This is a genomic window from Achromobacter semiaridum (genome assembly GCF_053543755.1).
Map to the genome: position 1 here is coordinate 41,443 of NZ_JBLVOL010000015.1, position 24,132 is coordinate 65,574.

Below are 24,132 nucleotides of genomic sequence, written 5' to 3' on the forward strand. Positions count from 1 at the left end.
GCGGGTGACGCCCCCTGCGTTCAAGCGGTCAAGCGGTCAAGCCACCTTCTGTTCCTTGCCGTGTTCGAACTGGGCTTCTTCCGTAGAGCCCGTCAGCGCCGTGGTCGAGGACTGGCCGTTTTCGATCGTCTGCGTCACGGCGTCGAAGTAGCCGGTGCCCACTTCGCGCTGGTGCTTCACGGCGGTGAAGCCCATTTCGGCGGCCGCGAATTCCTTCTGCTGCAATTCCACAAAGGCGCTCATCTGGCGGCGGGCGTAGCCGTGGGCCAGTTCGAACATGCCGTAGTTCAGCGCATGGAAGCCGGCCAGCGTGATGAACTGGAACTTGTAGCCCATGGCGCCCAGCTCACGCTGGAACTTGGCGATGGTGCCGTCGTCCAGGTTCTTCTTCCAGTTGAACGAGGGCGAGCAGTTGTACGCCAGCAGCTTGCCCGGGAATTGGCGATGGATGGCGTCCGCGAATTTGCGGGCGTATTCCAGGTTGGGCGTGGACGTTTCGCACCAGATCAGGTCGGCATACGGCGCGTAGGCCAGGCCACGCGAAATGGCTTGATCGATGCCGGCCTTGGTGCGGAAGAAGCCTTCCACGGTGCGCTCGCCGGTGATGAACGGTCGGTCGTTTTCGTCCACGTCGCTGGTCACCAGGTCGGCGGCATCGGCGTCGGTGCGGGCCAGCAGCACGGTGGGCGTGCCCATCGTGTCGGCCGCCAGGCGTGCCGACACCAGCTTGGCCACGGCTTCGCGGGTGGGCACCAGCACCTTGCCGCCCATGTGGCCGCACTTCTTCACGGACGCCAATTGGTCTTCGAAGTGCACGCCCGACGCGCCGGCGTCGATCATCGCCTTCATCAGTTCAAACGCGTTCAGCACGCCGCCAAAGCCCGCTTCGGCATCGGCCACGATGGGCGCAAAGTAATCGATGTAGCCTTCGTCGCCCGGGTTCTTGCCTTCCATCCATTGGATCTGGTCGCAGCGCGCCAACGAATTGTTGATGCGGCGAACCACTTGCGGCACCGAGTTGGCGGGGTACAGCGACTGGTCGGGATACATCTCGCCGGCCAGGTTGGCGTCGCCGGCCACTTGCCAGCCCGACAGGTAGATGGCCTTCAGGCCGGCCTTGACCTGTTGCATGGCCTGGTTGCCGGTCAGGGCGCCCAGCGAATTCACGAAGGGTTCGCTATGCAGCAGTTCCCAAAGACGGGTGGCGCCACGTTCGGCCAGCGTGTGCTGCACGCTGATCGAGCCGCGCAGGCGGATGACATCCTCGGCGCTGTAGTCGCGCTTGATGCCCTGCCAGCGGGTGTTCTCGGCCCAGTCTTTCTGCAAATTGCGGATTTCGGTTTCGCGAGTGCTCATGGTGATGCTCCTGGTCAGTGATAAGAAGGCTTCAAAGATTCGCGTTCTGCATTGCGTGAATCGTTGGACAAAGTCTATGCCTCTGCTGCAAAGCAAGGTGGGCTGGTGTCTTATAGAAGACAAAAAATATTTGCCTATAAAATCAATAGGTTGAAAGCGGCATTTCGCATCACGAAACGCTTTTGTCATCTATGAAATGCGCTTTGGTTGCGCAGCAGCAGGAACTTTCACATCACGGGACTTACATTTCACAATGCGGAAAAATGGCCCTTTTTGAAGCGCCTACAATGCCGCTATTCCCCCGCTATTCCTGAATTGCCATGACCCTGTCGCACGGCCCCCTGGGCCAAAGCGTGGCCTACGCCTCGCAATACGATCCTTCGCTGCTGTTTCCCATCGCGCGCTCGCACAACCGCGCGGCGCTGAACCTGACCGCCGGCAACCTGCCCTTTAGGGGCGTTGACCTGTGGAACGCCTACGAGCTGTCCTGGCTGGACGCCAAGGGCAAGCCGCGCGTGGCAATGGCTACGTTTTCGGTGCCGGCCGACAGCCCGAACATCATCGAATCCAAGTCATTCAAGCTTTATCTGAATTCGTTCAACCAGACCCGGCTGGTCAATTCCGCCGCGCTGCGCGGGCGTCTGGAACGCGACCTGAGCGCCGCCGCCGGCGCGCCCGTGGGCCTGGACTTCTTCCTGCCGCAGCGATTCTCCGAGTTGCAGATGGGCGAGATGGACGGCATCTATATCGACAAGCTGGATATCGAGATCGACACCTACGAGCCGGCGCCGCAAGTGCTGCGTACGCGGCCGGGCGACGTGGTCGAGGAAACGCTGGCCTCGCGGCTGTTGAAGTCCAACTGCCCCGTGACGGGCCAGCCCGATTGGGCCAGCGTGCAGATCCGCTACCGGGGCGCGCCCATCGACCGGGAATCGCTGCTGCGCTACGTGGTGTCTTTCCGCCAGCACGCGGAATTTCACGAACACTGCGTCGAGCGCATCTTCAGCGACATCATGCAGGCCTGCGCCCCCGAACAGCTGACCGTGTACGCGCGCTACACGCGCCGTGGCGGGCTGGACATCAACCCCTGGCGCAGCAACTTCGAGGCCGCGCCGCCGGCCGACGTGCGCACCGTTCGCCAATAACGCGGACGCGCCGCGCCGCATGCCGCGCGCGGTCGCCCGCAAATTCTCACGCTTGGTTACACACACACTGCCCGCCACCGATATCGATTATGGTTCGCACGGCATCAGGCGGGCCGCCCGGCCCGCCGCCACATCCGAACCTTAGACATTTCACTCCCCCAAGGAGGCGGCAATGCAAGTGCGAGATTGGTTTGTCGAGCGTCAACCCGAGTACGCGCAATGGAGGCAGGACCTGCATGCGCACCCCGAGTTGAGTTTCCAGGAGCACCGCACCGCCGAGCTCGTCGCGGCCAAACTGCGGCAATGGGGCCTGGACGTGCATGCCGGCATCGGTGGCACGGGCGTAGTGGCCGTATTGCAGGGCGCACGCCCGGGCAAGCGCCGCATCGGCCTGCGCGCCGACATGGACGCGCTGCCCATGCAGGAAAAAACCACGCTGCCCTACCGTTCCACCCATGAAGGCACGTTCCACGGCTGCGGGCATGACGGGCACACCGCCACGCTGCTGGCCGTGGCGCAGCACCTGTCGCAGAACCGGGACTTTGCCGGCACCATCAACTTCATCTTCCAGCCCGCCGAGGAAACCCTGGCCGGCGGCGTGGCAATGATGGCCGATGGACTCTTTAAGCGCTTTCCGTGCGACGAAATCTACGGCCTGCACAACAACCCCATGATCGGCAAGGGCCGCGTGGCTGTGCGCGAAGGCGCATTGCTGGCCGCCTGTGACGGTTTTGTCATCCGCGTGCATGGCGTGGGCTGCCATGGCGGCATGCCGCAACAGGGCAATGACCCGGTCGTCATCGCCTGCCAGTTGGTGGGCATGCTGCAAACCGTCGTCAGCCGGGCGCTGGACCCGCTGGAATCGGGCGTGGTCAGCGTGGGCATGATGAACGGCGGCACCGCGCCCAACGTCATCCCCGACATGATCGAGCTGCGCGGCACGATCCGCACCATGAGCCTTGCCGCGCGCGAAACGGCGCTGCGCCGGGTGCGCGAAATGTGCGAGGGCCTTGGGGTTGCCAACGCCACGCACATCGACGTCGAATTCGGCATGGGTTGCCCCCCGACCATCAATGCGCCCGGCCCGGCGGCCACCGTCGCGGCCGCCGCAACGCGCGTGGTCGGCGCCGACCTGGTGGACGACCGCATCACCCCGCTGATGGCGGGGGAAGATTTCGCGTATCTGCTGCAAGAATGCCCGGGCGCCTACTTCTTCGTTGGGCAGGACGGCCACTTCTGCCATCACCCGGAATACGACTTCGACGACGACATCCTGCCCACGGGCGCGGCCGTCTTCGTTGAGATCGTGCGCGACCGCCTGGGCTGATCCGCCCTTTTCCCAGCTGTTGAATTCACGGACGCGCCGCTGCGGCGCGCCCGTGTTCCCTTACGCCTGTACGGCGCTTGCAGGAGTCCGTGATGACGCCTCCGTCTTCCCCCGCTTATCAAGTTTCCGCCGCCATGCGCCGCCGCGTGGTCATTGCCTCGGTGCTGGGCAACGCCTTCGAGTGGTTCGACTTCGCCATCTACGGCATGTTTGCCGCCGTGATATCACGGCTGTACTTCCCCACGGGCGACAACGCGACGTCGCTGCTGCTGGGGCTGGCCACCTTTGGCGTGGCCTTTGCCGTGCGGCCCATTGGCGGGCTGGTGCTGGGCATGTACGCCGACCGCCACGGACGCCGCCGCGCGCTGTCGCTGATGATCCTGATGATGGCGGGCGGCACGGCCATGATCGGCGTGCTGCCCACCTACGCGTCCATCGGCATGGCGGCCAGCGTGCTGATGCTGGTGGCGCGCTTGATCCAGGGCTTTTCCGTGGGCGGCGAATATGCCAGCGCCAGCGCCATGCTGGTGGAGTTTGCGCCGCCCAACCGACGCGGCCTGTACGGCAGTTTCCAGATGTGCTCGCAGGCGCTGGCGTTCTCAGCCGGCGCGGGCGTGGTGTATCTGCTGTCCTCCAACCTGTCGACCGCCGACCTGGAAAGCTGGGGTTGGCGCGTGCCGTTCCTGTTCGGCATCCTGATCGGGCCCATTGGCTATTACCTGCGTACGCAGGTGGATGAAACGCCCGAGTTCCGCCAATTTCAGGACCAGCGCGTCAAGCCTGCGCAGACCACGCTGCGCACGCTGTTTTCGCGCTATCCGCGTGAACTGACCGGGTCGTTTTGCATTGTGGTCACCGGCACGGCGTCCAACTACGTGATGCTGTTGTACCTGCCCCTGTTTGCCGTCACGGAACTGGGACTGACGATGGGCGACGCGCAACTGAGCAGCGCCTTGGCGGCGGTGTTGCTGCTGGTGCTGTGCCCGCTGTCCGGCGCGCTGTCGGACCGTTTGTCGCGCCGCGCCCTGATGCTGCCGGCCACGTTCGCCTTTGGGGTGGTGACCTGGATCATGATGGCGCGCGTGCTGCAAGCGCCGTCCTTCGCCACCCTGCTGCAAGCGCAGTTGGCGGCGGCGGCGTGCATGGGCGTGATGTGGGGGCCAACGCCCGCGCTGATGACCGAGATCCTGCCGGTGAACCTGCGGTCCACGGGCGTATCCCTGTCGTACAACCTGGCCGTGATGCTGTTCGGCGGGCTGGCGCCTTTCATCAACACCGCGTTGATTCAACGCACGGGCGACTTGATGGTGCCCGTGTACTACGTAGCCGTGTGCGTGGGGATCGGGCTGATCGGATTGCTGCTGCTAGGGCCGGGCAAGCCGCGCGGCGATGCCGGCAGCCCCACGCGGCTGCGCGAAAGAACGGCCTGAAAACGGCGCGGCGGCCGCGTCAGGACCGGGCGACCGCGCCCGCCGTCATGACGGGATCGGCGCGGCGCGCCTGCACCGCGATCCATTGCGCCAGCAGCGCCGCCGCCGTGAACGCCACGCCGGCGCCCACCCACGGGCCCTGGCGGAAACCGGCATCCAGCAAAATGCCGAAGGCCAGCGGACCCAGCGCCGACCCGACGTCCATGCCCGAATACACCAGCCCATAGACCGAACCGGTCGAGCCCTTGGGCGTGACGCGGCGGATCAGCATGTCGCGGGACGGCGCGGCCACGCCCGAGCAGAAGCCGGCCAGGCCCACTACCGGCGCGGCCCGCGCGGCCGGCACCCAGCCCAGCGCCAGCACCACCAGCGTCAAGCCCGCCAACAGCAGCGCAACCATGACGGTGCGCTCGGTGCGCGGGTTGGCCGACACCAGGAAACCGCCCGCCGCCATGCCCACGGCCGAGGCCACCATGTACCCGGACAAGGCCGAACTGGCCACCACGTTGGACAAGCCATACAGCTGGTCCAGCAACGGAATCGTGTAGTTCTGCACCGACGACAGAGCAATCGATGTGCAGGCGAAGAACAGGAACGCGCCCCACAGCGCCGGCTTGGACAGCAACGTGGCCAAGGTGGCCAGCACGCCTTCCTGCGGGTTGGGCGCCTGCGTTGCCGCGGCCTTGGCCGGGGCCGTCGTCGTGTTGCTAGTGCCCGTGTCGTCGCCCATGGCGTCGGCGCTCGGCGGCAAGGGGCCGCCCAGCAAATGGCCGCCCAGCACCGTCAACAGCAACACCACCGCCACCAACCCGGCGGCGCTGTAGGCCGCCACGCGCCAGTCGGCCAGCAGGATGATCGTGGTCATGAAAACCGGGGTCAGCGCCCAGCCCAGGTTGCCGGTCAGCCCATGCGCCGAAAACGCGTGGCCCAGGCGCGACGCCGTGATGCGGTGGTTGATGATGGAGTAATCGGCGGGGTGAAAAACGGAATTGCCGATGCCGCCGACAATAGCCGCCGCCATCAACATCGGGTACCCATTAGCCGAACCGATCAACACGCCCGAAAGCACGAAGCACGCCAAGCCGAACCACAGCACGGGCCGTGCGCCGATGCGGTCCACGACGAAGCCGGACGACGCCTGCCCCACGCCCGACACGACGTAGAACGTGGCCACCAGCGCGCCGACGCGCGCGAAGTCCAGGCCGAAGGCCGTGGCCAGCGACACGTTAAGAAGCGGCAATACCAGTTGGAAAAAGTGCGAGGCGGCGTGCGCAACGCCGATCAGCAAGATGGTTTTCCAGTCGCGCCGACGAACGTCGGCGTCTGATGGAAGGATATGGGCGGCGGTGGTCATTGCAAAAAGCCGCGGCAGCGGCGCGTGGCGCAGGCGGCGAAGCCATGCGCGGGTTGTCTCCGGCAACGGCCGGGGAACCCGGACGTCGTGTTCATGGCGAATGCGGCGGCTGGGCCGGGCCGGATCATGCCGGCCATCGCTCTTTGAGTATGTCGGCGGCCGTCCTGTCGCGAGCCGGGCCGCCGATTTGAAATTCAGGATACTGCCCGGTGGACCGGACGCATACAGCACATACGGGCGATACGGCGGATACGGCAAATCCGCCATGCACAACGCCCTACAGCGCCTTTTCGCGGATGGCGGGCCAGGCGCGTTGCAGGTAATACAACATCGACCAGACCGTCAGCACCGCCGCGACGATGATCAGCACGTCGCCCAGCAGCTTGGTGTTCATGCCGTAGATGGGCTGGTTGTACAGCAGGCACGGAATGGCCACCATCTGCGCAGCCGTCTTGAATTTACCCAGCCGGTGCACCGCGACGCTGGCGCTGGCGCCAATTTTTGCCATCCATTCACGCAGGGCCGAAATGGTGATTTCGCGGCCGATGATGATCAACGAGATAAAGGCGTCGACACGGCTCAGGTCCAGCAGCACGATCAGCGCGGCGCATACCATCAACTTGTCCGCCACGGGGTCCAGGAAGGCGCCGAACGCCGACGTCTGGTTCCAACGCCGAGCCAGCCAGCCGTCAAACCAATCGGTCAGTGCCGCGATGATGAACGCCCACGCCGCAAAAGAGTCGCGGGTGGGAACCGACATCCAGCTCTCGGGCAGGTAGAACAGCCCGCCCACCAGCGGAATCATGGCGATGCGCAGCCATGTCAGGATAATGGGTACGTTAATTGGCATAGTGTCCGTATGCTACATCAGCCGGGTGACGCTGGCTGTATCGGCGGCGCGCAATGGCCGTGGGTTGGCCGTGGCTACCCACGCAACGCCTCGTAGATGCGTTCCGCCAGGTCCTGCGAAATACCGTCCACCGACGCCAGGTCCTCGATGCTGGCCGACGCCACCCCCGAAAACCCGCCAAACCGGGCCAGCAGCCGCTGCCGCCGCCGGGCGCCCACGCCCTCGATCTCTTCCAGGCGCGACACGTTGCGCGTCTTGGCGCGGCGCGCGCGCATGCCGGTAATGGCAAAGCGGTGCGCCTCGTCTCGCACCTGGGCGATCAGCATCAGCGCGGCGGATTCGCCGCCCAGCGCCACGGGGGGCCGCTCGTCGGCAAACACCAGGGTTTCCAGGCCGACCTTGCGCCCTTCCCCCTTGGCCACGCCCACCAGCGTCTGGATATCCAGCCCCAATTCCGCGAACACCTTGCGTGCCACTTCGACCTGGCCCTTGCCACCGTCAATCAGCACCAGCCCCGGCATCGGGGCCTCGCCGTCGGCCACCTTGGCGAACCGGCGCGTCAGCACCTGGCGCATCGCCGCGTAATCGTCACCCGGGGTGATGCCGGCAATGTTGTAACGGCGGTACAGCGACGGCTGCATGTCGTGGTGTTCGAACACCACGCAGGACGCCTGGGTGGCCTCACCCGCCGTATGGCTGATGTCGAAACATTCAATGCGCAGCGCATCCAGCGCGGCCTCGTCCGTGTCCAGGTCCAGCGCCTCGGCCAGCGCCAGTGTGCGGCCGGCGCGGGCGCCGGATTCGGTCAGCGCGCGCGCCAGGGCCATCTCGGCATTCTTGCCCGCCTGTTCCAGCCAGGACCGGCGCGCCCCCTGGGGCCGAGTCAACAACCGCGACGGGCGCCCACCGGCCTGCTCGATCAGCAGGTTGATGAGTTCCGGGTCGGGCAAGGCGTGCGAACACACCAGCACGGGCGGCATGGCGTTGTCGGTGTAGTGCTGGGCGATGAAGGCCTCCAGCACCTGCGGTGCCGCCTCGCCTTCGGCGTGCGTCGGAAAGAACGGCTTGTCGCCCAGGTGGCGGCCGCCGCGCACCATCGCCAGGTTCACGCAGACCTTGCCGCCCGCCACCGCCACCGCGATGATGTCGGTGTCTTCGCCGCTGGTGTTCTCCATGGTCTGCTGGTGCAACACGCGCGCCAGCGATCCCATCTGGTCGCGCAAGGCGGCGGCTTCTTCAAAGCGCAATTCGCCCGCCGCCTGCTGCATGCGGGTTTCGATTTCGCCCATGACGTCTTTCGCTTCGCCGTTCAGAAAACGCACGGCGCGCTGCACGTCGCGCTGGTATTCCTCGGCTTCGATCGCGCCCACGCATGGCGCCGAACAGCGCCCGATCTGATGCAGCAGACAGGGCCGCGACCGGTTGGCGAAGACGGTGTCTTCACAGGTGCGCAGGCGGAACACCTTTTGCAGGATCTGGATCGTTTCGCGCACCGCCCAGGCGTTGGGAAACGGGCCGAAGTACTGGCCGCGCTTGTTCGTCGCGCCCCGGTAGTAGGCAATGCGCGGCCATTCGTGGCCAGTGATCAGCAGGTACGGGTAGGACTTGTCGTCGCGAAACAGGATGTTGTAACGCGGCTTCAGGCTCTTGATGAGGTTGTTTTCCAGGATCAGCGCTTCGGCTTCCGAGCGCGTCACCGTGACCTCCAGCCGCGCCACCTTCGCCACCATCTGGGCGATGCGCGGGCTGGACAGGTTCTTCTGGAAATACGACGAGACGCGTTTTTTCAGGTCGCGCGCCTTGCCGACATACATGACTTCACCGGCCGCATCCAGGTGTCGATAGACACCCGGCAAGTGCGGCAGGTCAGCCAGGAACGATTTGAGATTGAAGTCGTCGGGCATTCTGATAACGGCTTTCGGCCTGCAAGGTATCCCAGTCGGGCGCATCGAAACGCGGCATCAGGCGGCGGATGCGTTCGACCGATTCGGGCGCATGCTCGAACGTCAGGCGCGACAGCAGGTCGTCGGCCAGGTCCGGGCGGTTGCACACCAACACCATGTCGCAACCAGCGTTGAGCGCGGCGTTGGCACGGGCCAGGATATCACCTGCCACCGAGGCGCCTTCCATCGTCAGGTCGTCCGAGAACACCACGCCGTCATAGCCCAGGCGCTTGCGCAGGATGTCCTGCACCCACTTTTTGGAAAATCCGGCCGGATGCTTGTCAACCTTGGGGTAGATCACGTGGGCGGGCATCACGGACGGCAGCACAGCGTCGCCCAGCCACGCGTACGGGGCGGCGTCGTCGTTCAGGATGTCGTCCAGCTTGCGCGGGTCCACGGGGATCTCGTGGTGCGAATCGGCTTGCACATACCCATGGCCGGGGAAATGCTTGCCGCAGGCGGACATGCCGGCCAGCGACAGGCCCTGGATCAGGGCTCGCGACAGCATCGTGACCACGCGCGGGTCCGAATGGAAGGCGCGGTTGCCGATCACCTTGCTGACGCCGTAGTCCAGGTCCAGCACGGGGGTGAAGCTCATGTCCACGCCGCAGGCGCGCAGCTCGGCGGCCAGCACATAGCCGGCTTCGGTGGCCAGGCGCATGGCCTGCAAGGGGTCGCGGTCCCACAGCGTGCCCAGGTCGCGCATGGCGGGCAAGGCGGTAAAGCCGTCTTCGCGGAAACGCTGCACCCGGCCGCCCTCGTGATCCACCAGGATCAGCAGTGGTTCCTTGCGGGCCTTGTGGATCTGGCGCGTCAGGCGGGTCAGCTGCTTGCGGCTTTCGAAGTTGCGCGCGAACAGAATCACGCCGCCCACCACCGGGTGGCGCAGACGCGTCTTTTCTTCTTTGGTAAGCGAGGTGCCCGCCACGTCGACCATCACGGGGCCGGGAGGCAGGACCACCTTGGATTTTTTCTTGGCCATGAGGCTGTCCTTATATCTGTGTGGCAAGCGGCGGGCGCGGGGCCACGGCGCAAGCCGGGGCCGGGCTTGCGCCTACGGCTTGCGTTCGACCACCACGTAGGCGGCGGCCATGTCGGATTCGTCGGTGATGGACACGTGCGCCGCGCCGAAGCGCTGGCCATACCAGTCCAGCAATTCAGGGGCGATGACCAGCACCGGGCGCCCGCCCGGCGCGTTCAAGGTCTGCACCCGCCGCCAGGTCATGGGCATGCGCATGCCCAGCCCGATCGCCTTGGAAAACGCTTCCTTGGCGGCAAAGCGGGTGGCCAGAAAGCGGATGCCGCGCACCGGGTCGCGGGCCCGGCGCGCGTGGAATTTCAGTAATTCCTCGGCGCCCAGGATTTTCTCCGCGAAGCGGTCGCCATGCCGTTCCAGCGCGCGTTCGATGCGGTCGATGCGCAACAAGTCCATGCCGATGCCGGCAATGGCGCCTGCGGGCAACGGGGCTTGGGGGGATTCAGACATGGGCGTCAACCAAAAACGGCGAAAACAGCGGTTGGGTAAGCGTCACGCGGGATTGTGCGATCCGGCCTGCGATCACAGGCCGCGCAGGGCCTGAAGGCGGGCCTGCACCATCACCGCCTTCATATCGCGCACCGCTTTTTCCCAGCCATCGAACACCGCCTGCGCCACGATGGCGTGGCCGATGTTCAGTTCGGAAATGCCATCGATGGCCGCCACCGGGGCGACGTTGCCCAGGTGCAGGCCGTGGCCGGCGTTCACGCGCAGGCCATGGCGCAAGCCTTCGGTGACGGCCACGCGGATGCGTTGCAATTCCGCCGCGCGCGCATCGCCTTCGGCTTCGGCATAGGCGCCGGTGTGCAGTTCGATCACCGTGGCGCCGGCCTTGGCCGCCGCCGCGATCTGCGCCGGGTCTGCGTCGATGAACAGGGACACCCGGATGCCCGCCTCGGCCAGCAAGCCCACCGCGTCCGTCACCGCGCCCATCGCGCCGGCCACTTCTAGGCCACCTTCGGTGGTCAGTTCGGTGCGTTTTTCAGGGACCAAGCAGACGTCGTTGGGTTTGACGGCGCAGGCAATTTCCAGCATTTCAGCGGTAATCGCGCATTCCAGGTTCATGCGCGTGCGCAGCTGCGGACGAATGGCGTAGACGTCCGCGTCCTGGATATGGCGCCGGTCTTCACGCAGATGCAGCGTGATGAGGTCGGCGCCGGCATCTTCGGCGCGCAGCGCGGCGGCCACCGGGTCCGGGTACACCGTATGGCGTTGTTGCCGCAACGTGGCAACGTGATCGATATTTACACCAAGTTCTATCATTGAGCGGTCGTCGTCACTTTGGTCGGTTCTTTCGTGGTTTCTTCCCAGCCGCCGCCCAACGCCTTGTAGAGCTCCACGCGGTTGATCAGCGCGGCCAAACCGGTTTGCACCAGCGACAGCTGGGCATTGAAGAAATCCACCTGCGCGGTCTGCACTTGCAGGTAGCTGTCGATGCCATTGGTATAGCGCAAATTCGACAGCTCAAGCGTGCGCGAGGACGATTCCTGCAATGCGCGCTGCGCGTCAAGCTGTGCACCGTACGTGGCTTCGCCGGCCAGCGCGTCGGACACTTCCCGGAACGCCTGCTGGATGGTCTGCTCGTACTGAGCCACGGCGATATTGTCGCGCGCCTTGGCCAGGTTCAGCCCTTCGCGGATGCTGCCGCCCGAGAACAGCGGCGTGGTGATGGACGGCGAGAAGCTCCAGTAGCCCTGCCCGCCCTTGAACAGATCGCCCAGCGACGGGCTGGCAACGCCCAACAGCCCCGTCAACGAAATGGTCGGGAAGAACGCCGCGCGCGCCGCGCCGATGTTGGCGTTGGCGGATAGCAGCTGGTTTTCGGCGGCCAGGATGTCGGGGCGGCGTTCCAGCAGGTCAGACGGCAGGCCGGACGGCACGGTGGCCAGCAACTGGTCGCGCCCGAACGGCGCGGCCGGCGGCAGGTCATCGGGCAGCGGCGCGCCCACCAGCAGCACCAGGGCGTTCAAGGCTTGAGCACGGGCACGCGCCAGTTGCGCCAGGTCGGACGAAGCCGTGTCCAGCAAGGACTTGGACTGATTCAGATCCAGTTCCGAAGCCACGCCGCCGTCGAAACGGCGCTTGACCAGGTCATAGGATTCCTGGCGCGAGGCCAGCGTGCGCTGCGTCAAATCCAGCTGGACTTCGGCCGCTCGATAGTTGAAATACGACTGCGCCACGGAGCCGACCAGCGTGATCTGTACGGTTTTCTGCGCCTGCTCGGTCGACAGGTACTGCTGATACGCCGCTTCGGACAGGTTGCGCAAACGCCCGAACAGATCGATTTCGAAAGTCGTCAGGCCGATACCCGCCTGGTACGAACTGGAAATCGAGCTGGAATCCGGGCCACCCGCGCGCATGTTGGCGGGCAGATGCTGGCGCTGGCCCTGGATGCCGGCGCCGATGCTGGGCCATTGCGCCCCGCGTTGAACGCCGTATTGGGCACGCGCTTCTTCCACGCGCTGCACGGCCACGCGCAGGTCGCGGTTGTTCACCAGCGCCAGCGAAATCAGGCTTTGCAGGCGGGGGTCGCGGAAGAATTCGCGCCAGCCCAGGTCGGCGGCCGGGATGCCGGCTTCGGGCACAACGGCCGACGCCGGCTGCGTACCCAGGGACGTGGGGTTGTTGTAGCCGCCGTATTGCACCTTGGGCTGGTCGGGCCAGGCGCCCGTGACCGGGGCATCGGGACGTTTGTAGTCGGGCGCCAGCGAGCAGCCGGCCAACGCCACCGCCACAAAGGCGGACAGGGCGGATTGCTTGATCATCAGGGCTTTCATGCCTTGCCCTCCGGGCCACCATTGGGTTGAACGGGGGTGTATCCCGCATCTGCGTCGGGCGGGTCGCCGGCTGCCTTCTTGGCGGCCTGTTCTTCTTCCCAAGCCTTCAGTTCGGCGCCCAACAGGCGCGGGCGGGTCTTGAACAGACCCAGCACCACCACGAAGAAGGTCGGCACGAAGATCACGGCGAACGGCGTGGCGGCCAACATGCCGCCCAGCACGCCCAGGCCGACCGCGCGCTGGCTGGCAGCGCCCGCGCCGGTGGCCATGGCCAGCGGCACCACGCCCAGGATGAACGCCAGCGACGTCATGAGAATGGGCCGGAACCGCAATCGGGCCGCTTCCACGGCGGATTCATACAGCCCCATGCCCCGCGCGTACTGGTCCTTGGCGAACTCCACGATCAGAATGGCGTTCTTGGCCGCCAAGCCGATCACGGTCACCATGCCCACCTGGAAGTACACGTCGTTGGACATGCCCAGCGCGCTGACCAGCGCCACGGCGCCCAGCATGCCCAGCGGCACCACCAGCATGACCGACAGCGGGATGGCCCAGCTTTCATACAGCGCGGCCAGCACCAGGAACACGATCAACAGCGACAGGCCCATCAGGATCGGCGCCTGGTTGCCCGCTTGCCGTTCCTGGTAAGACAAGCCGGTCCATTCGTAGCCAAAGCCTTGCGGCAGCTGCGCGACCAGGTTCTGCATTTCTTCCATGGCCTGGCCGGTGGTGTAACCCGGCGCGGCGCTGCCGCCGATACGCATGGATTCGTAGCTGTTGTAGCGCACCACCTGCACCGGCCCTTGCACCCACTCGGCCGACACGAAGGTGGACAACGGCACCATGCCGCCCTGGGCGTTGCGCGCGTTCAGTTGCAACACGTCGGACAGCTGCATGCGATACGGCGCATCCGCCTGGACCCAGATGTTCTGCATCCGGCCCATGTTGGGGAACTTGCTGAGGTAAGCCGAGCCCACCGCCGTCGAGATCAACGACGCCGCTTCGTTGAAGTCCACGCCCAAGGCCGCGGCCTTGTCGCGGTCAACGTTCAGCGTCAGCTGCGTACCGGCCGCCAGGCCGGTGATGCGCACCTGCGACAGCACGGGGCTCTTCATCGCCATGCCCATCAACTGGCCGGTGGCCGCGGCCAAGGCCTCGGACCCACCCGACCCACGATCCTGCAAGCGCAGGTCGAAGCCGGTGGCGTTACCCAACGACGAAATGGCCGGCGGCACCAACGTGAACACCTGCGCATCGTGGATGCCCATCAACTGCTTCTGGAAGGCATTGAACGCGATGGCGCCCGCGGAATCCTGCTTGTCCTTGCGGTCCTTGAAGTCTTTCAAGGTGGTGAACGCGATAGCGGCGTTCAGGCCGTTACCGTTAAAGCTGTAGCCCTGCACGGTGATGATGTTTTCAACGGCCGGGACATTGCGGAAATATTCCTCGACCTGTTCGATCACTTCGATCGTGCGGTTGGCGCTGGCGCCGGTGGGCAGCTCGATGTTGCTGATCACGTAGCCCTGGTCTTCTTCCGGCAGGAACGAGGACGGCAGGCGCAGGTACAACCAGCCCAGCAGCAACACCAGCACCAGGAAGGCCAGCATCATGCGGCCGCCCTTGTGCAGGATGCGCGACACCCAGTTCTGATAGCCGTGCGTGGTGGCGTCGAACTTGCGGTTGAACCAGCCGAAAAAGCCCTTCTTCTCGTTGTGGTGGCCCTTGGGCACCGGCTTGAGAATGGTGGCGCACAAGGCGGGCGTGAAGGTCAGCGCCAGCAAGGCCGAGAAGAAGATCGACACGGCCATGGCCACCGAGAACTGCCGGTAGATCACGCCCACGGACCCGCTCATGAAGGCCAGCGGCAGGAACACCGTGACCAGCACCAGCGTGATGCCGATGATGGCGCCGCTGATCTGCGGCATGGCCTTCTTGGTGGCTTCCTTGGGCGGCAGGCCTTCGGTGGCCATGATCCGTTCAACGTTTTCGACCACCACGATGGCGTCGTCAACCAGAATCCCGATGGCAAGCACCATCGCGAACATGGTCAATACGTTGATGGAAAAACCCAGCCCCAACATCACCGCGAACGAGCCCAGCATGGCCACGGGAACGACCAGTGCCGGAATCAGCGTGTAGCGCACGTTCTGCAGGAACAGGTACATCACCAGGAACACCAGCACCATGGCCTCGACCAGGGTGTGCAGCACCTGCTCGATCGACACCTTGACGTAGGGCGCCGTGTCGTACGGAATGGCGTACTGGATGTTGCCCGGGAAGTACTTGGACAGTTCTTCCATCTGCTGGCGCACGCCCTGGGCGGTGGCCAGCGCGTTGGCGTCCGGCGACAGCACGATGGCGAAGGCCGCCGTGGGCTTGCCGTTCAGGCGGGCACCAAACTGGTAGTTGTCGGCGCCCACTTCCACGCGCGCGACGTCACGCAACAGCACCTTGGAGCCATCGGTGTTGGCGCGCAGCACGATCTTGCCAAAACCTTCAACCGTGCTCAGCTGCCCGTTGGCCGTGACGGTGGCCGTGATGCGTTGCGATTCCGGGTTGGGCGGCGACCCGATGCTGCCCCCGGAGATCAGCACGTTCTGCGCGGCAATCGCCTGGTTGACGTCGTTCATGCTCAGGTTGAAGCCCACCAGCTTGTTGGGATCCACCCAGATGCGCATGGCGCGCGGCGCGGCGAACAGCTGGAACTGGCCCACGCCGGCCACCCGCGACACCGGGTTTTGCACGTTGCGCGTGATGTAGTCGGCCAGCGCCGTCTGATCCAGCGAGCCGTCGTTGGACGACAGCGTCACGATCATCAGAAAGCCGGTACTGGTCTGCTCGTATTGCAGGCCCTGCTGCTGCACGGCCGACGGCAACTGCGCGATCACGTTCGACACGCGGTTTTGCACGTCAACCTGCGCCAGGTCGGGGTTGGTGCCCGGGGCGAAGGTGGCCGTGATGGTGGCGGTGCCGTAGGAATCGCTGACCGACTCGTAGTAGATCAGGCCCTTGGCGCCATTGAGCTTGTCTTCGATGATGCTGGTGACCGATTCCGCCACTTCCTTGGCGGACGCGCCCGGATAGGTGGCGGTAATCGTGATGGCCGGCGGGGCCACGTCCGGGTACTGCGCCACCGGCATGTTCGGGATGGCCAACACCCCGGCCAGCAAGATGAACAGGGCAACTACCCAGGCAAAAATTGGTCGATCAATGAAAAATTGCGGCATGTGGGCTGACTCTGAAAGCGATGCTCACCAAAGGGGAACGCGGCGCCTGTGCGCCGCGTGCCGCTTAAGATTTCTGGCCTGCGGCCTTGTCCTGCGTTGCGGGCTCGGCGGGCTTGGACGGATCCGCCGGTGTGGCCGGCTTGGCGCCGGTTTGCGCCGGCGCCTGGCCGTCTTTGGCGGCGGCCCCGTTCTTGGTCCATTGGCTGACTTGCACCGGCGCCCCCGGACGGATTTTCTGGAAGCCTTCAACCACGACCACGTCGCCGGCCTTCAGGCCGCTGGTGATCAGCCAGTTGTTCTTGATGGCGCCGCCGGTCGTGACGGGCAACTGCTGAATCTTGTTGTCCTTGACCAGCATCAGGCTTTGCGAGCCGTCGGCGGTGCGTTGCAGCGCCTGCTGCGGCACCACCAGCGCCTTGTCGTCCACGCCCTGCTCCAGCCGCACCCGCACATACATGCCGGGCAACAGGATGCCGTCGGGGTTGGGCACTTCGGCGCGCAGGTTCACCTGGCCCGTGGACGGGTCCACGGTGATGCCGGTGAACAGCAGCTTGCCGGCGTGCTGGTATTCCGAGCCGTCTTCCAGCACGACCGTGGCGCGCGCGGTGTCTTTACCCACCTGCTGCAACTGGCCGCTGGCAAATGCCCGGCGCAGCGCAGCCAGTTCGGCGGTGGACTGAGTGAAGTCCACGTAGACCGGGTCCAGCTGCTGCACGGTGGCCATCTGCGTGGCAGACGTGGATTCCACCAGCGCGCCCTCGGTCACCAGCGGCTTGCCGATGCGGCCCGTGATGGGCGAGGTGACGTCGGTGTAACCCAGGTTGATCTTGGCGTTGTCCTGCGCGGCCTTGGCGGCGGCGACCGCGGCGTCGGCCTGGCGGAACGAGGCCACGGCGTTGTCGTATTCCTGCTTGCTGACCGCATTGGCCTTGACCAGCGGCGCGTAGCGGTCGGCCAGCAGCTTGGCGCTGAACAGGTTCGCCTGCGCCTGCTTCAACTGCGCCGTCGCCTGATCGTAGGCCGCCTTGTACGGCGCCGGATCGATCTTGAACAGCAGCTGGTTTTCCTTGACGTCGCCACCCTGCTCGAAGGTGATTTTCTGCACGATGCCGGTCACGCGGGAGCGGATCTGGGCATCGCGCACGGCGTCCACGCGGCCGGGCAGTTCCGAGACAATGGGCGCGCGCTCCGGCTGTACGGTGATGACGCTGACTTGGGGCATGCCCGGGTTCATCTGGGGCTTCTCGCCGCACCCTGCCAATATCAGCGCGAGGATGCCACCGGAAACTGCCAGACCTGAAACACGTTTAGGCGAAAACCGCATTGAAACCCCCGCGTAGCGTAGTGAACCGAACCAACAAAGCGATCAGATAATGCCTAACGTCAGTCATGGCACGTGAATAGCCCAATAATGTAACTCAGTTATTGGGGATTACACGTATTTTCAACGGCTCAAACGATGCGCGGGAGAGACATTCCGCAACAGCCTCAGAGGGTGGAAAGCTCTCGGAGATTGCCCAGGAATACATAGCCCACGCCGTGCACGGTATGCAGCGGCAACCGGATTCCCGCGCGCAGCACTTTGCTGCGCAGTCGGCAGATTGCCACATTCAACGTGCGCAGATTGGTGCTGGCACGCGTTGCCATCAACTCTTCGCGCAGCAGCTCGCGGTTGGGATTTCGCAGCAGGCACAAAAAGCAGGCACGTTCGATTTCGGTCAGGTCGATACGCACGCCGCTGGGTGCCAACAACGTCCACCCCCGGTAAAGCAGGCTCCACCAACCGTCGAGCCGATCGCCGCTTAAGAACGTCGCCTCGTCTGCATGGGGCAGTCGGGCGGCATCCGGCGGTTGCGGACCAAGGGGGGCAAGAGCATCGAAAGCAGTCATCACATGTCTCCACCGGGGCGGCCTTGCCAACGGCGGCGCGGCCGGCTCCCGGAACTGGGTTGCTGTTTGTTCTGGGAGACTACCGGCGTTACGGCCTGATGACGCGCTCTTGATACGCGTTAGGCCTGAATATCAGACCAGTCCTATGCAAATGCTCATGAAGGATGCTTGCCGTTGCGGTGGATATCGTGCGTCACGAAGCAACTATTTTCTGTCGGGCGCGCCAGAATGCCGGGCTTGGCGAGTGTCTGACGGATATCGGACAAGCCGGATTCCCAGTGTTCGCGCATGGCCTCGGTGCCGAATTCATAGTCCTTGGAATAGCGTTCCCGGTGCTTGGATTCGTAGATTAGGTTGATGATGTTGGTGGCGGGCGTATGCGACAACTTGCGGATGTCGGCCAGTTCGGGGGCATTGCGCTCGGCCTCCGGCATGCGTTCAAGCAGGCGCTGCAAGCCGTGGCGCAGCTTGAGCACGCGCCGCAGCTGGTCGGTGACCAGGCGCGTGCGGCTTGAATACTGGATGTCTTTCTGCCGTTCGGCCACTTCTTCCAGCGACGTCGGCAGCGGCCCGCGCGCGGGCCACAGGTCTACCTGGAAGGCCAGCGTATCGCGCATGTTGTCGGTGGTCAGCACCTGGGCCAGTGGCGTGTTGGACACCACGCCGCCATCCCAATAATGTTCGCCATCGATTTCCACCGACGGAAAGCCCGGCGGCAAGGCGCCGGAGGCCATGATGTGCTCGGGCCGCAGGGTGTCTTTCAGGCTGTCGAAATAAGCAAAGTTGCCCGACTGCACGTTGACCACGCCGAAGCTGGCGCGCACCGCGCCACTGTTCAGCACGTCAAAATCCACGAACTGGCGCAGCGTGGCCGCCAGGGGCGTGGTGTCGTAGAAACTGGTAGAGGCCGCGCCCCGGCCGCTGGCCCAGTAAGGCGGCGGAAAACGCGGTTTGAAAAACCCGGGCTGGCCGGAGAACAGCGCCTGGAAGGCAGACAGCTGGCCGTTCATGGCGGGCGACCCGAAGCCGAAGGGGATGCCTTCGAACATGCCCGCCAGCGTGTCACCCCACGGCACCGAGGCAAAGCCGGCGGGCCGGCAGATGGCTTCCCAGAAACCGCGCAGGCGATCCACCCGTTCATCTTCGCGAGAGCCCGCGATGATGGCCGCGTTGATCGACCCGATGGAAATGCCCGATATCCAGTTGGGCCGGATGCCCGCTTCGTGCAAGCCCTGGTAGACCCCGGCCTGATAGGACCCCAACGCACCGCCCCCTTGCAACACCAACGCGACGGTTTCATAGGGTGGCGTATCGCCGGTGTCTTGGGATGGGGCGTTGCGACGAGCGGTCATGCGGCTACCTCGGGTCAGGGTTTGCTTTTGTCCGGCAACTGCGGCGCGGCCACGCCGGCGCGGAACGGGTACTTGGCGAAGATCTGCGCCACGGCCTTGTCCACGCTCTGCGGGGTGTTGACGCTGTCGGGGCTCTGCACCTCGCCCACGGCCACGCCTTCCCACACCAGCTGCTTGCGGCGCGAGTCCACCAGGTCGATGTTCAGCGTGCCTTCGGTGTACTGGTACACGTCGTCGCCCCAGCCGTAGCCGGGCCAGCCGCCGTAAAAGCCGGAGCGGTAGCCATAGTACGGGCCCATGGGCGGAGCCGCGGGCGTGACTTGGGTTTTTTGCTGGAGCTTGGCGCTGAAGTTGACCAGAAGGTCGGGATTGGACGGGGTGTAGGTATAACCGCGCATTTCCATCTGGCCGCGCGTGGCGGCCTTCAGGCGCTCGGTCAGCAAGCTGCTGTAGCCGGCTTTGTCGGTGCCCAGGGGGCTCATGAAACCGAAGGTCTGGTACTGCGCGAAGTTGGCTTGATGATCGTAATCGCCTTTGATCGTGGGGCCCGAGGCGCAAGCCGCGAGCAAGCCAGTCATGGAACCCGCCGCCAACCATTTCACCGCTTGAATCGCTTTCATGTCGATGTCTCCAAGAGCACTGGGCCACGCCATAGTGCCGCGAAGCCCGTAAACTTTCAACAGAATCTCATTCGCATCCCGTGGCGCCTTCTGCCCTGTCGCGGCTTATGGATCCCCAGGTCGCGCCACCTATCCTGGACCTCGTCCATTACACTCTTGGCTCGTTTTTGACCTTGTCCTTGACCCGTACCGCTACCCATGTTGGAACTTGACGGCTCGATCTGGTTTCGTTCCGGCGCCCAGACCTGGGGCGGGAAAAACCGCATAGACCTGCTGGCGCAAATTGACGCCACGGGCTCGATCACGGCCGCCGCGCGCGCCGTGGGCATGAGCTACAAGGGCGCCTGGGACGCCATCGACGCCATGAACAACCTGGCGGGCGAACCCCTGGTGCTGCGGGCGGCGGGCGGCAAAGGCGGCGGCGGCACGCAACTGACCGACCGCGCACGCCGCCTGATCATGACGTTTCGCGCACTAGAGGCCGAACACCAGAAGTTCATGGACAACCTGACGCGCGCCGGCCTGGATGCCAGCGGCGACATCGATCTGATGAGGCGCTTCATGCTGAAGACCAGCGCACGCAACAAGTTCCTGGGCACCGTGACCGATATCCGCACCGGCGCCGTGAACGATGAAGTGCAACTGCGCATCGCGGGCGGCCACCTCATCACCGCCACCATCACGCGCGACAGCACCGCCGAACTTGGCCTGGCGCCTGGCAAGGAAGCGATTGCGCTTGTGAAGGCATCGACCGTCATCGTGGGCGCACCGGGACCCGGCTTGCGGCTGTCGGCCCGCAACCAGCTGCAAGGCCACATCACGGCCATCCGCGCCGGTGCGGTCAACAGCGAAATACTGATTGGCATGGAAGGCGGCGCCACGCTGGTGGCCATCGTGACGAACGACAGCGCGCAAGAGCTCGGGCTGGAAACAGGCGCGCCGGCCGTGGCCATCTTCAAGGCTTCCAGCGTGATCCTGGGCGTGCTGGACTGAAGCGGTCCGCTTTCCCTGCCCTTTCCCTGCGTTTTCCCTACACGCCCACGTCATCCCGGCGGCGCCCCACCCTGCCCTCGCGCACTTCGAAGACCTCGTCGGCCAGCGCGTCCACATCGGCCGGGTCGTGCGTGATCAGCAGCATCGGCACATCCAACTGACGCTGCAAGGCGTTCAATTCCTGGCGCATGCGGCCGCGCAGTTGCGAATCCAGCGCTGAAAAGGGTTCGTCCAGCAGCAGGATGTCCGGTTGCAGCATCAGCGCCCGGGCCAGCGCCACGCGCTGCTTTTGCCCGCCGGAAATTTCGCCGGGATAGCTGCCCACGATGGCGCCCAGTTCGAACGCATCCACCCAGCGCCGCGCCTCGGGCAGCACTTCGCGCCGGGGCGGGTTGCGCCAGCCGCGTCGCAGCCCGAACGCGATATTTTGCGCCACCGTCAGATGCGGAAACAGCGCGTAGTCCTGAAACAGATAGGCCACCCGCCGTGACCGGGCGGGCAGGCACACGCCCGCCTGCGCATCGAACAGCACGCGGCCATTGATCTGGATGCGCCCGGCATCCGGACGCAGCAGACCCGCCACGGCGCGCAGCGTCAGGCTCTTGCCCGCGCCCGAGGGCCCGAACAAGGCAATGCGCTTGGACGACGACGTAAACGCGGCGTCCAGTTCAAAGTGCCGGTCGCCCGACACCATGCGTTTTTGCACGTGGATGCTGACGCTCATCGGCCGCCTCCGTCGCGGGCGCGGGCGCCCTTGGGCACCAGCTTGCCCGCCACCACCAGCACCACCACGCAGGTGATGGACGTGACCAGCACCAACAGGTTGGCGGTACGATCATCGCCCGCCTGCACCGCTTCGTAGATGGCCACCGACAGCGTCTGGGTACGGCCCGGCAGATTGCCCGCGATCATCAGCGTGGCGCCGAATTCGCCCAGGGCGCGGGCGAAAGCCAGCAGCACGCCCGCCAGGATGCTGCGCGCCGCCAGGGGAAGCGTCACGCGGAAAAACACGCCGATTTCGCCCACGCCCAACACCCGGGCCGCGTTCTCAAGCTGCGCGTCCACGTTGTCGAACGCTGCCCGCGCCGACTTGAACACCAGCGGAAACGCCACGATGGACGCGGCGATCACCGCGCCCTGCCAGGTGAAGACCAGTTCGATATTCCACTTGGCCAGCGTTTCGCCGATGATGCCGCGACGACCCAGCAAGACCAGCAGGTAATAGCCCAGCACGGTAGGCGGCAGCACCAGCGGCAGGGTCAGCAGCGCGTCCAGCACATCGCCACCGGGCCAGCGCCAGCGCGACAGGCCATAGGCCGCGGCGGTGCCGGCCAGCGTGGCCAGCAGCGTGGCCCAGCCCGCCCCCTTCAGCGACAGCAGCAGCGGGACCCAGACGGGATCAGTCATCGGTGGCCGCCGTCAACCCGGTTCAGGGCTGTTGAAAGCCGTAGCGCGCCAGGATGGCCTGGCCGGCGGGCGACAGCACATAAGCCACAAAGCGCTGGGCTTCCTGGGCGGCGGCCTGGCGCGCGGTCACGGCAATGGGATAGGTGACCGGGGTTTGCGACTTCACGCGCAGCGCCACCTTGACCTTGTCGGGCATGATGGCGGCGTCGGTGGCGAACACGAAGCCGGCATCGACCTCGCCGCGCGAGACATAGTCCAGGCTTTGGCGCACGTTCTGCGCCAGCACGCTCTTGGCCTGCACGGCGGTCCACAAGCCGGCTGCTTCCAGTGCGCCCTGCGTGTAGCGCCCCACCGGCACCGAAGCCGGGTTGCCGTAGGCGATGCGCTTGATGTCCGCGCGCGTCAGGTCGTTCAGGGATGTGATGTTGGCCTTGCTGTCGGCCGGCACGATCAGCACGATCTGGTTGGCGGCGAAGTCCGCGCGCGAATCGCGCCGCACGGCCTTTTCCTCTACCGCCTTGTCCATCGCCTTCTGGTCCGCCGACGCAAACACATCGGCGGGCGCGCCTTTCACAATCTGCTGCAACAGCACATCGGACGCGCCGAAGTTCAGCACGACATGGGTACCGGGGTGCTGCTTTTCATAGCCCTGCGCCACATCCTTGAACGCGTTGGTCAGGCTGGCCGCGGCGGACACGACCAGATCGGCGGCCTGGGCGCCTGCGCCCCACAGCGCGGAAATCGCCAGCGTCAGCGCCAGCATCGGACGTTTGCAAGACATGGTCTTCCTTGAAAGGGGGTCGAAAACAGGGCCCCACCGGAAACGAAATATATAGAGGTATATAACGCCCGTCAATTTGCCATCACGCGCGGTCTGCGCCCGATCAAACCCAGGAAAAAAGCGGGATCAGCCGCGCGCGACCGTCGTGACGTGAACCGAGGCGGGCGCCAGCGCGTCGCGCAGACTGGCCAGCGCCAGTTCGGGCTGCGCCGCGCCGCACATGAAGATGTCCAGCGCGGCGAACTCGTGCTCGGGCCAGGAATGGATGCTGATATGCGATTCGCTCAGCATGACGACGCCGGTCACGCCCGAACCTTCGCCAAAAAGATGAAAATGCGCGCTTAACACGTGCGCGCCCGCGGCTCGCGCCGCCGCGATCAGCTGCGCTTCCAGGGCCACGGCGTCGGTCAGGCGATGGGCCGGCACCCCGCGAAAGTCGGCCAGCACATGAAGGCCCGCAGGATCATGCACGGTCACTTGTGCGACCCGCCCGACGACCAGCCCGAGCTACCGGATGAACTGCTGCCCCAACTGCTGCTGCTGCCGCCGCCCCCGCCGCCCACCATGCGCACGCCGGGGGAATTGAAACCCGTCGCCGCCAGCACCACCACCAAGGCGTACACGCCATACAGGAACTTGCCCAT

The 24,132-nt window shown here is 65.2% G+C and carries 22 protein-coding genes; 4 read left to right on the plus strand and 18 right to left on the minus strand.

Annotation, left to right across the window (positions count from 1 at the left end; translation table 11 throughout):
* Nucleotides 1-36 precede the first annotated feature (36 nt).
* Nucleotides 37-1,356, minus strand: a complete 1,320-nt coding sequence (gene aceA / locus ACNPP0_RS04500; RefSeq protein ID WP_046805409.1) for an isocitrate lyase — start codon at nucleotides 1,354-1,356, stop codon at nucleotides 37-39.
* A gap of 320 nt (nucleotides 1,357-1,676) precedes the next feature.
* On the opposite strand from aceA, the gene queF reads away from it, so the two are divergent.
* From queF to ACNPP0_RS04515, 3 genes are all read left to right on the plus strand, one after another.
* Nucleotides 1,677-2,501, plus strand: coding sequence for an NADPH-dependent 7-cyano-7-deazaguanine reductase QueF (gene queF / locus ACNPP0_RS04505; protein WP_332608849.1), 825 nt, complete (start codon nucleotides 1,677-1,679; stop codon nucleotides 2,499-2,501).
* Nucleotides 2,502-2,673: 172 nt separating this feature from the next.
* Complete coding sequence (locus tag ACNPP0_RS04510) at nucleotides 2,674-3,828, plus strand: M20 aminoacylase family protein (protein WP_332608850.1); 1,155 nt, start codon at nucleotides 2,674-2,676, stop codon at nucleotides 3,826-3,828.
* Nucleotides 3,829-3,920: 92 nt separating this feature from the next.
* The gene (locus tag ACNPP0_RS04515; protein WP_332608851.1) at nucleotides 3,921-5,258 is read left to right on the plus strand and encodes an MFS transporter; all 1,338 of its coding nucleotides are present in this window, start codon (nucleotides 3,921-3,923) and stop codon (nucleotides 5,256-5,258) included.
* A 19-nt stretch (nucleotides 5,259-5,277) separates the two neighbouring features.
* Here the strand turns inward: ACNPP0_RS04515 and ACNPP0_RS04520 are convergent, their stop codons facing one another.
* From ACNPP0_RS04520 to ACNPP0_RS04575, 12 genes are all read right to left on the minus strand, one after another.
* Nucleotides 5,278-6,612, minus strand: coding sequence for an MFS transporter (locus tag ACNPP0_RS04520; RefSeq protein WP_448705120.1), 1,335 nt, complete (start codon nucleotides 6,610-6,612; stop codon nucleotides 5,278-5,280).
* Between the two features lie 277 nt (nucleotides 6,613-6,889).
* On the minus strand, nucleotides 6,890-7,462 hold the full coding sequence (pgsA, locus tag ACNPP0_RS04525) for a CDP-diacylglycerol--glycerol-3-phosphate 3-phosphatidyltransferase (protein WP_448705121.1): 573 nt from the start codon (nucleotides 7,460-7,462) through the stop codon (nucleotides 6,890-6,892).
* A 74-nt stretch (nucleotides 7,463-7,536) separates the two neighbouring features.
* A complete protein-coding gene (uvrC, locus tag ACNPP0_RS04530; protein WP_332608853.1) occupies nucleotides 7,537-9,366 on the minus strand; it encodes an excinuclease ABC subunit UvrC in 1,830 nt (609 codons plus the stop codon).
* Nucleotides 9,329-10,387 carry a beta-N-acetylhexosaminidase gene (gene nagZ, locus ACNPP0_RS04535; RefSeq protein WP_448705122.1) on the minus strand — a complete coding sequence of 353 codons (1,059 nt, stop codon included), beginning with the start codon at nucleotides 10,385-10,387 and terminating at the stop codon, nucleotides 9,329-9,331. Before nagZ ends, uvrC begins: the two co-directional genes overlap by 38 nt.
* 72 nt (nucleotides 10,388-10,459) lie before the next feature.
* On the minus strand, nucleotides 10,460-10,891 hold the full coding sequence (acpS, locus tag ACNPP0_RS04540) for a holo-ACP synthase (RefSeq protein WP_332608855.1): 432 nt from the start codon (nucleotides 10,889-10,891) through the stop codon (nucleotides 10,460-10,462).
* A 72-nt stretch (nucleotides 10,892-10,963) separates the two neighbouring features.
* Nucleotides 10,964-11,704 (minus strand): pyridoxine 5'-phosphate synthase, encoded by a 741-nt coding sequence (locus ACNPP0_RS04545; protein ID WP_448705123.1) that lies wholly within the window; start codon nucleotides 11,702-11,704, stop codon nucleotides 10,964-10,966.
* Nucleotides 11,701-13,218 (minus strand): efflux transporter outer membrane subunit, encoded by a 1,518-nt coding sequence (locus tag ACNPP0_RS04550; protein ID WP_332608857.1) that lies wholly within the window; start codon nucleotides 13,216-13,218, stop codon nucleotides 11,701-11,703. Before ACNPP0_RS04550 ends, ACNPP0_RS04545 begins: the two co-directional genes overlap by 4 nt.
* Nucleotides 13,215-16,445 (minus strand): multidrug efflux RND transporter permease subunit, encoded by a 3,231-nt coding sequence (locus tag ACNPP0_RS04555; RefSeq protein ID WP_332608858.1) that lies wholly within the window; start codon nucleotides 16,443-16,445, stop codon nucleotides 13,215-13,217. The genes ACNPP0_RS04550 and ACNPP0_RS04555 overlap by 4 nt, the downstream gene beginning before the upstream one ends.
* A gap of 64 nt (nucleotides 16,446-16,509) precedes the next feature.
* On the minus strand, nucleotides 16,510-17,769 hold the full coding sequence (locus ACNPP0_RS04560; protein ID WP_448705124.1) for an efflux RND transporter periplasmic adaptor subunit: 1,260 nt from the start codon (nucleotides 17,767-17,769) through the stop codon (nucleotides 16,510-16,512).
* A 164-nt stretch (nucleotides 17,770-17,933) separates the two neighbouring features.
* A complete protein-coding gene (locus tag ACNPP0_RS04565; protein ID WP_332608860.1) occupies nucleotides 17,934-18,335 on the minus strand; it encodes a winged helix-turn-helix domain-containing protein in 402 nt (133 codons plus the stop codon).
* Nucleotides 18,336-18,490: 155 nt separating this feature from the next.
* Nucleotides 18,491-19,687 (minus strand): DUF3734 domain-containing protein, encoded by a 1,197-nt coding sequence (locus tag ACNPP0_RS04570; protein WP_332608861.1) that lies wholly within the window; start codon nucleotides 19,685-19,687, stop codon nucleotides 18,491-18,493.
* Nucleotides 19,688-19,701: 14 nt separating this feature from the next.
* A complete protein-coding gene (locus tag ACNPP0_RS04575) occupies nucleotides 19,702-20,298 on the minus strand; it encodes a DUF4136 domain-containing protein (protein WP_442880257.1) in 597 nt (198 codons plus the stop codon).
* A gap of 207 nt (nucleotides 20,299-20,505) precedes the next feature.
* Between ACNPP0_RS04575 and modE the strand changes: the two genes are divergently transcribed.
* On the plus strand, nucleotides 20,506-21,300 hold the full coding sequence (gene modE, locus ACNPP0_RS04580; protein ID WP_332608863.1) for a molybdenum-dependent transcriptional regulator ModE: 795 nt from the start codon (nucleotides 20,506-20,508) through the stop codon (nucleotides 21,298-21,300).
* A 37-nt stretch (nucleotides 21,301-21,337) separates the two neighbouring features.
* On the opposite strand, the gene ACNPP0_RS04585 is transcribed toward modE, so the two are convergent.
* The 5 genes from ACNPP0_RS04585 to ACNPP0_RS04605 form a co-directional block, all read right to left on the minus strand.
* Nucleotides 21,338-22,024, minus strand: a complete 687-nt coding sequence (locus ACNPP0_RS04585) for a sulfate/molybdate ABC transporter ATP-binding protein (protein WP_332608864.1) — start codon at nucleotides 22,022-22,024, stop codon at nucleotides 21,338-21,340.
* Nucleotides 22,021-22,707: a molybdate ABC transporter permease subunit gene (gene modB / locus ACNPP0_RS04590; protein ID WP_448705125.1), complete on the minus strand. Its 687-nt coding sequence runs from the start codon at nucleotides 22,705-22,707 to the stop codon at nucleotides 22,021-22,023. The genes ACNPP0_RS04585 and modB overlap by 4 nt, the downstream gene beginning before the upstream one ends.
* Before the next feature lie 22 nt (nucleotides 22,708-22,729).
* Nucleotides 22,730-23,488: a molybdate ABC transporter substrate-binding protein gene (gene modA / locus ACNPP0_RS04595; RefSeq protein WP_332608867.1), complete on the minus strand. Its 759-nt coding sequence runs from the start codon at nucleotides 23,486-23,488 to the stop codon at nucleotides 22,730-22,732.
* Nucleotides 23,489-23,614: 126 nt separating this feature from the next.
* A complete protein-coding gene (gene speD, locus ACNPP0_RS04600; protein WP_332608868.1) occupies nucleotides 23,615-23,965 on the minus strand; it encodes an adenosylmethionine decarboxylase in 351 nt (116 codons plus the stop codon).
* Nucleotides 23,962-24,132 carry a hypothetical protein gene (locus tag ACNPP0_RS04605; RefSeq protein ID WP_448705126.1) on the minus strand — a complete coding sequence of 57 codons (171 nt, stop codon included), beginning with the start codon at nucleotides 24,130-24,132 and terminating at the stop codon, nucleotides 23,962-23,964. Before ACNPP0_RS04605 ends, speD begins: the two co-directional genes overlap by 4 nt.

What these genes read in the sequence shown, in the direction of transcription:
- aceA (WP_046805409.1), bottom strand. Translation starts at nt 1,356, where the DNA reads ATGAGCACTCGCGAAACCGAAATCCGCAATTTGCAGAAAGACTGGGCC.
- queF (WP_332608849.1), top strand. Translation starts at nt 1,677, where the DNA reads ATGACCCTGTCGCACGGCCCCCTGGGCCAAAGCGTGGCCTACGCCTCG.
- ACNPP0_RS04510 (WP_332608850.1), top strand. Translation starts at nt 2,674, where the DNA reads ATGCAAGTGCGAGATTGGTTTGTCGAGCGTCAACCCGAGTACGCGCAA.
- ACNPP0_RS04515 (WP_332608851.1), top strand. Translation starts at nt 3,921, where the DNA reads ATGACGCCTCCGTCTTCCCCCGCTTATCAAGTTTCCGCCGCCATGCGC.
- ACNPP0_RS04520 (WP_448705120.1), bottom strand. Translation starts at nt 6,612, where the DNA reads ATGACCACCGCCGCCCATATCCTTCCATCAGACGCCGACGTTCGTCGG.
- pgsA (WP_448705121.1), bottom strand. Translation starts at nt 7,462, where the DNA reads ATGCCAATTAACGTACCCATTATCCTGACATGGCTGCGCATCGCCATG.
- uvrC (WP_332608853.1), bottom strand. Translation starts at nt 9,366, where the DNA reads ATGCCCGACGACTTCAATCTCAAATCGTTCCTGGCTGACCTGCCGCAC.
- nagZ (WP_448705122.1), bottom strand. Translation starts at nt 10,387, where the DNA reads ATGGCCAAGAAAAAATCCAAGGTGGTCCTGCCTCCCGGCCCCGTGATG.
- acpS (WP_332608855.1), bottom strand. Translation starts at nt 10,891, where the DNA reads ATGTCTGAATCCCCCCAAGCCCCGTTGCCCGCAGGCGCCATTGCCGGC.
- ACNPP0_RS04545 (WP_448705123.1), bottom strand. Translation starts at nt 11,704, where the DNA reads ATGATAGAACTTGGTGTAAATATCGATCACGTTGCCACGTTGCGGCAA.
- ACNPP0_RS04550 (WP_332608857.1), bottom strand. Translation starts at nt 13,218, where the DNA reads ATGAAAGCCCTGATGATCAAGCAATCCGCCCTGTCCGCCTTTGTGGCG.
- ACNPP0_RS04555 (WP_332608858.1), bottom strand. Translation starts at nt 16,445, where the DNA reads ATGCCGCAATTTTTCATTGATCGACCAATTTTTGCCTGGGTAGTTGCC.
- ACNPP0_RS04560 (WP_448705124.1), bottom strand. Translation starts at nt 17,769, where the DNA reads ATGCGGTTTTCGCCTAAACGTGTTTCAGGTCTGGCAGTTTCCGGTGGC.
- ACNPP0_RS04565 (WP_332608860.1), bottom strand. Translation starts at nt 18,335, where the DNA reads ATGACTGCTTTCGATGCTCTTGCCCCCCTTGGTCCGCAACCGCCGGAT.
- ACNPP0_RS04570 (WP_332608861.1), bottom strand. Translation starts at nt 19,687, where the DNA reads ATGACCGCTCGTCGCAACGCCCCATCCCAAGACACCGGCGATACGCCA.
- modE (WP_332608863.1), top strand. Translation starts at nt 20,506, where the DNA reads ATGTTGGAACTTGACGGCTCGATCTGGTTTCGTTCCGGCGCCCAGACC.
- ACNPP0_RS04585 (WP_332608864.1), bottom strand. Translation starts at nt 22,024, where the DNA reads ATGAGCGTCAGCATCCACGTGCAAAAACGCATGGTGTCGGGCGACCGG.
- modB (WP_448705125.1), bottom strand. Translation starts at nt 22,707, where the DNA reads ATGACTGATCCCGTCTGGGTCCCGCTGCTGCTGTCGCTGAAGGGGGCG.
- modA (WP_332608867.1), bottom strand. Translation starts at nt 23,488, where the DNA reads ATGTCTTGCAAACGTCCGATGCTGGCGCTGACGCTGGCGATTTCCGCG.
- ACNPP0_RS04605 (WP_448705126.1), bottom strand. Translation starts at nt 24,132, where the DNA reads ATGGGCAAGTTCCTGTATGGCGTGTACGCCTTGGTGGTGGTGCTGGCG.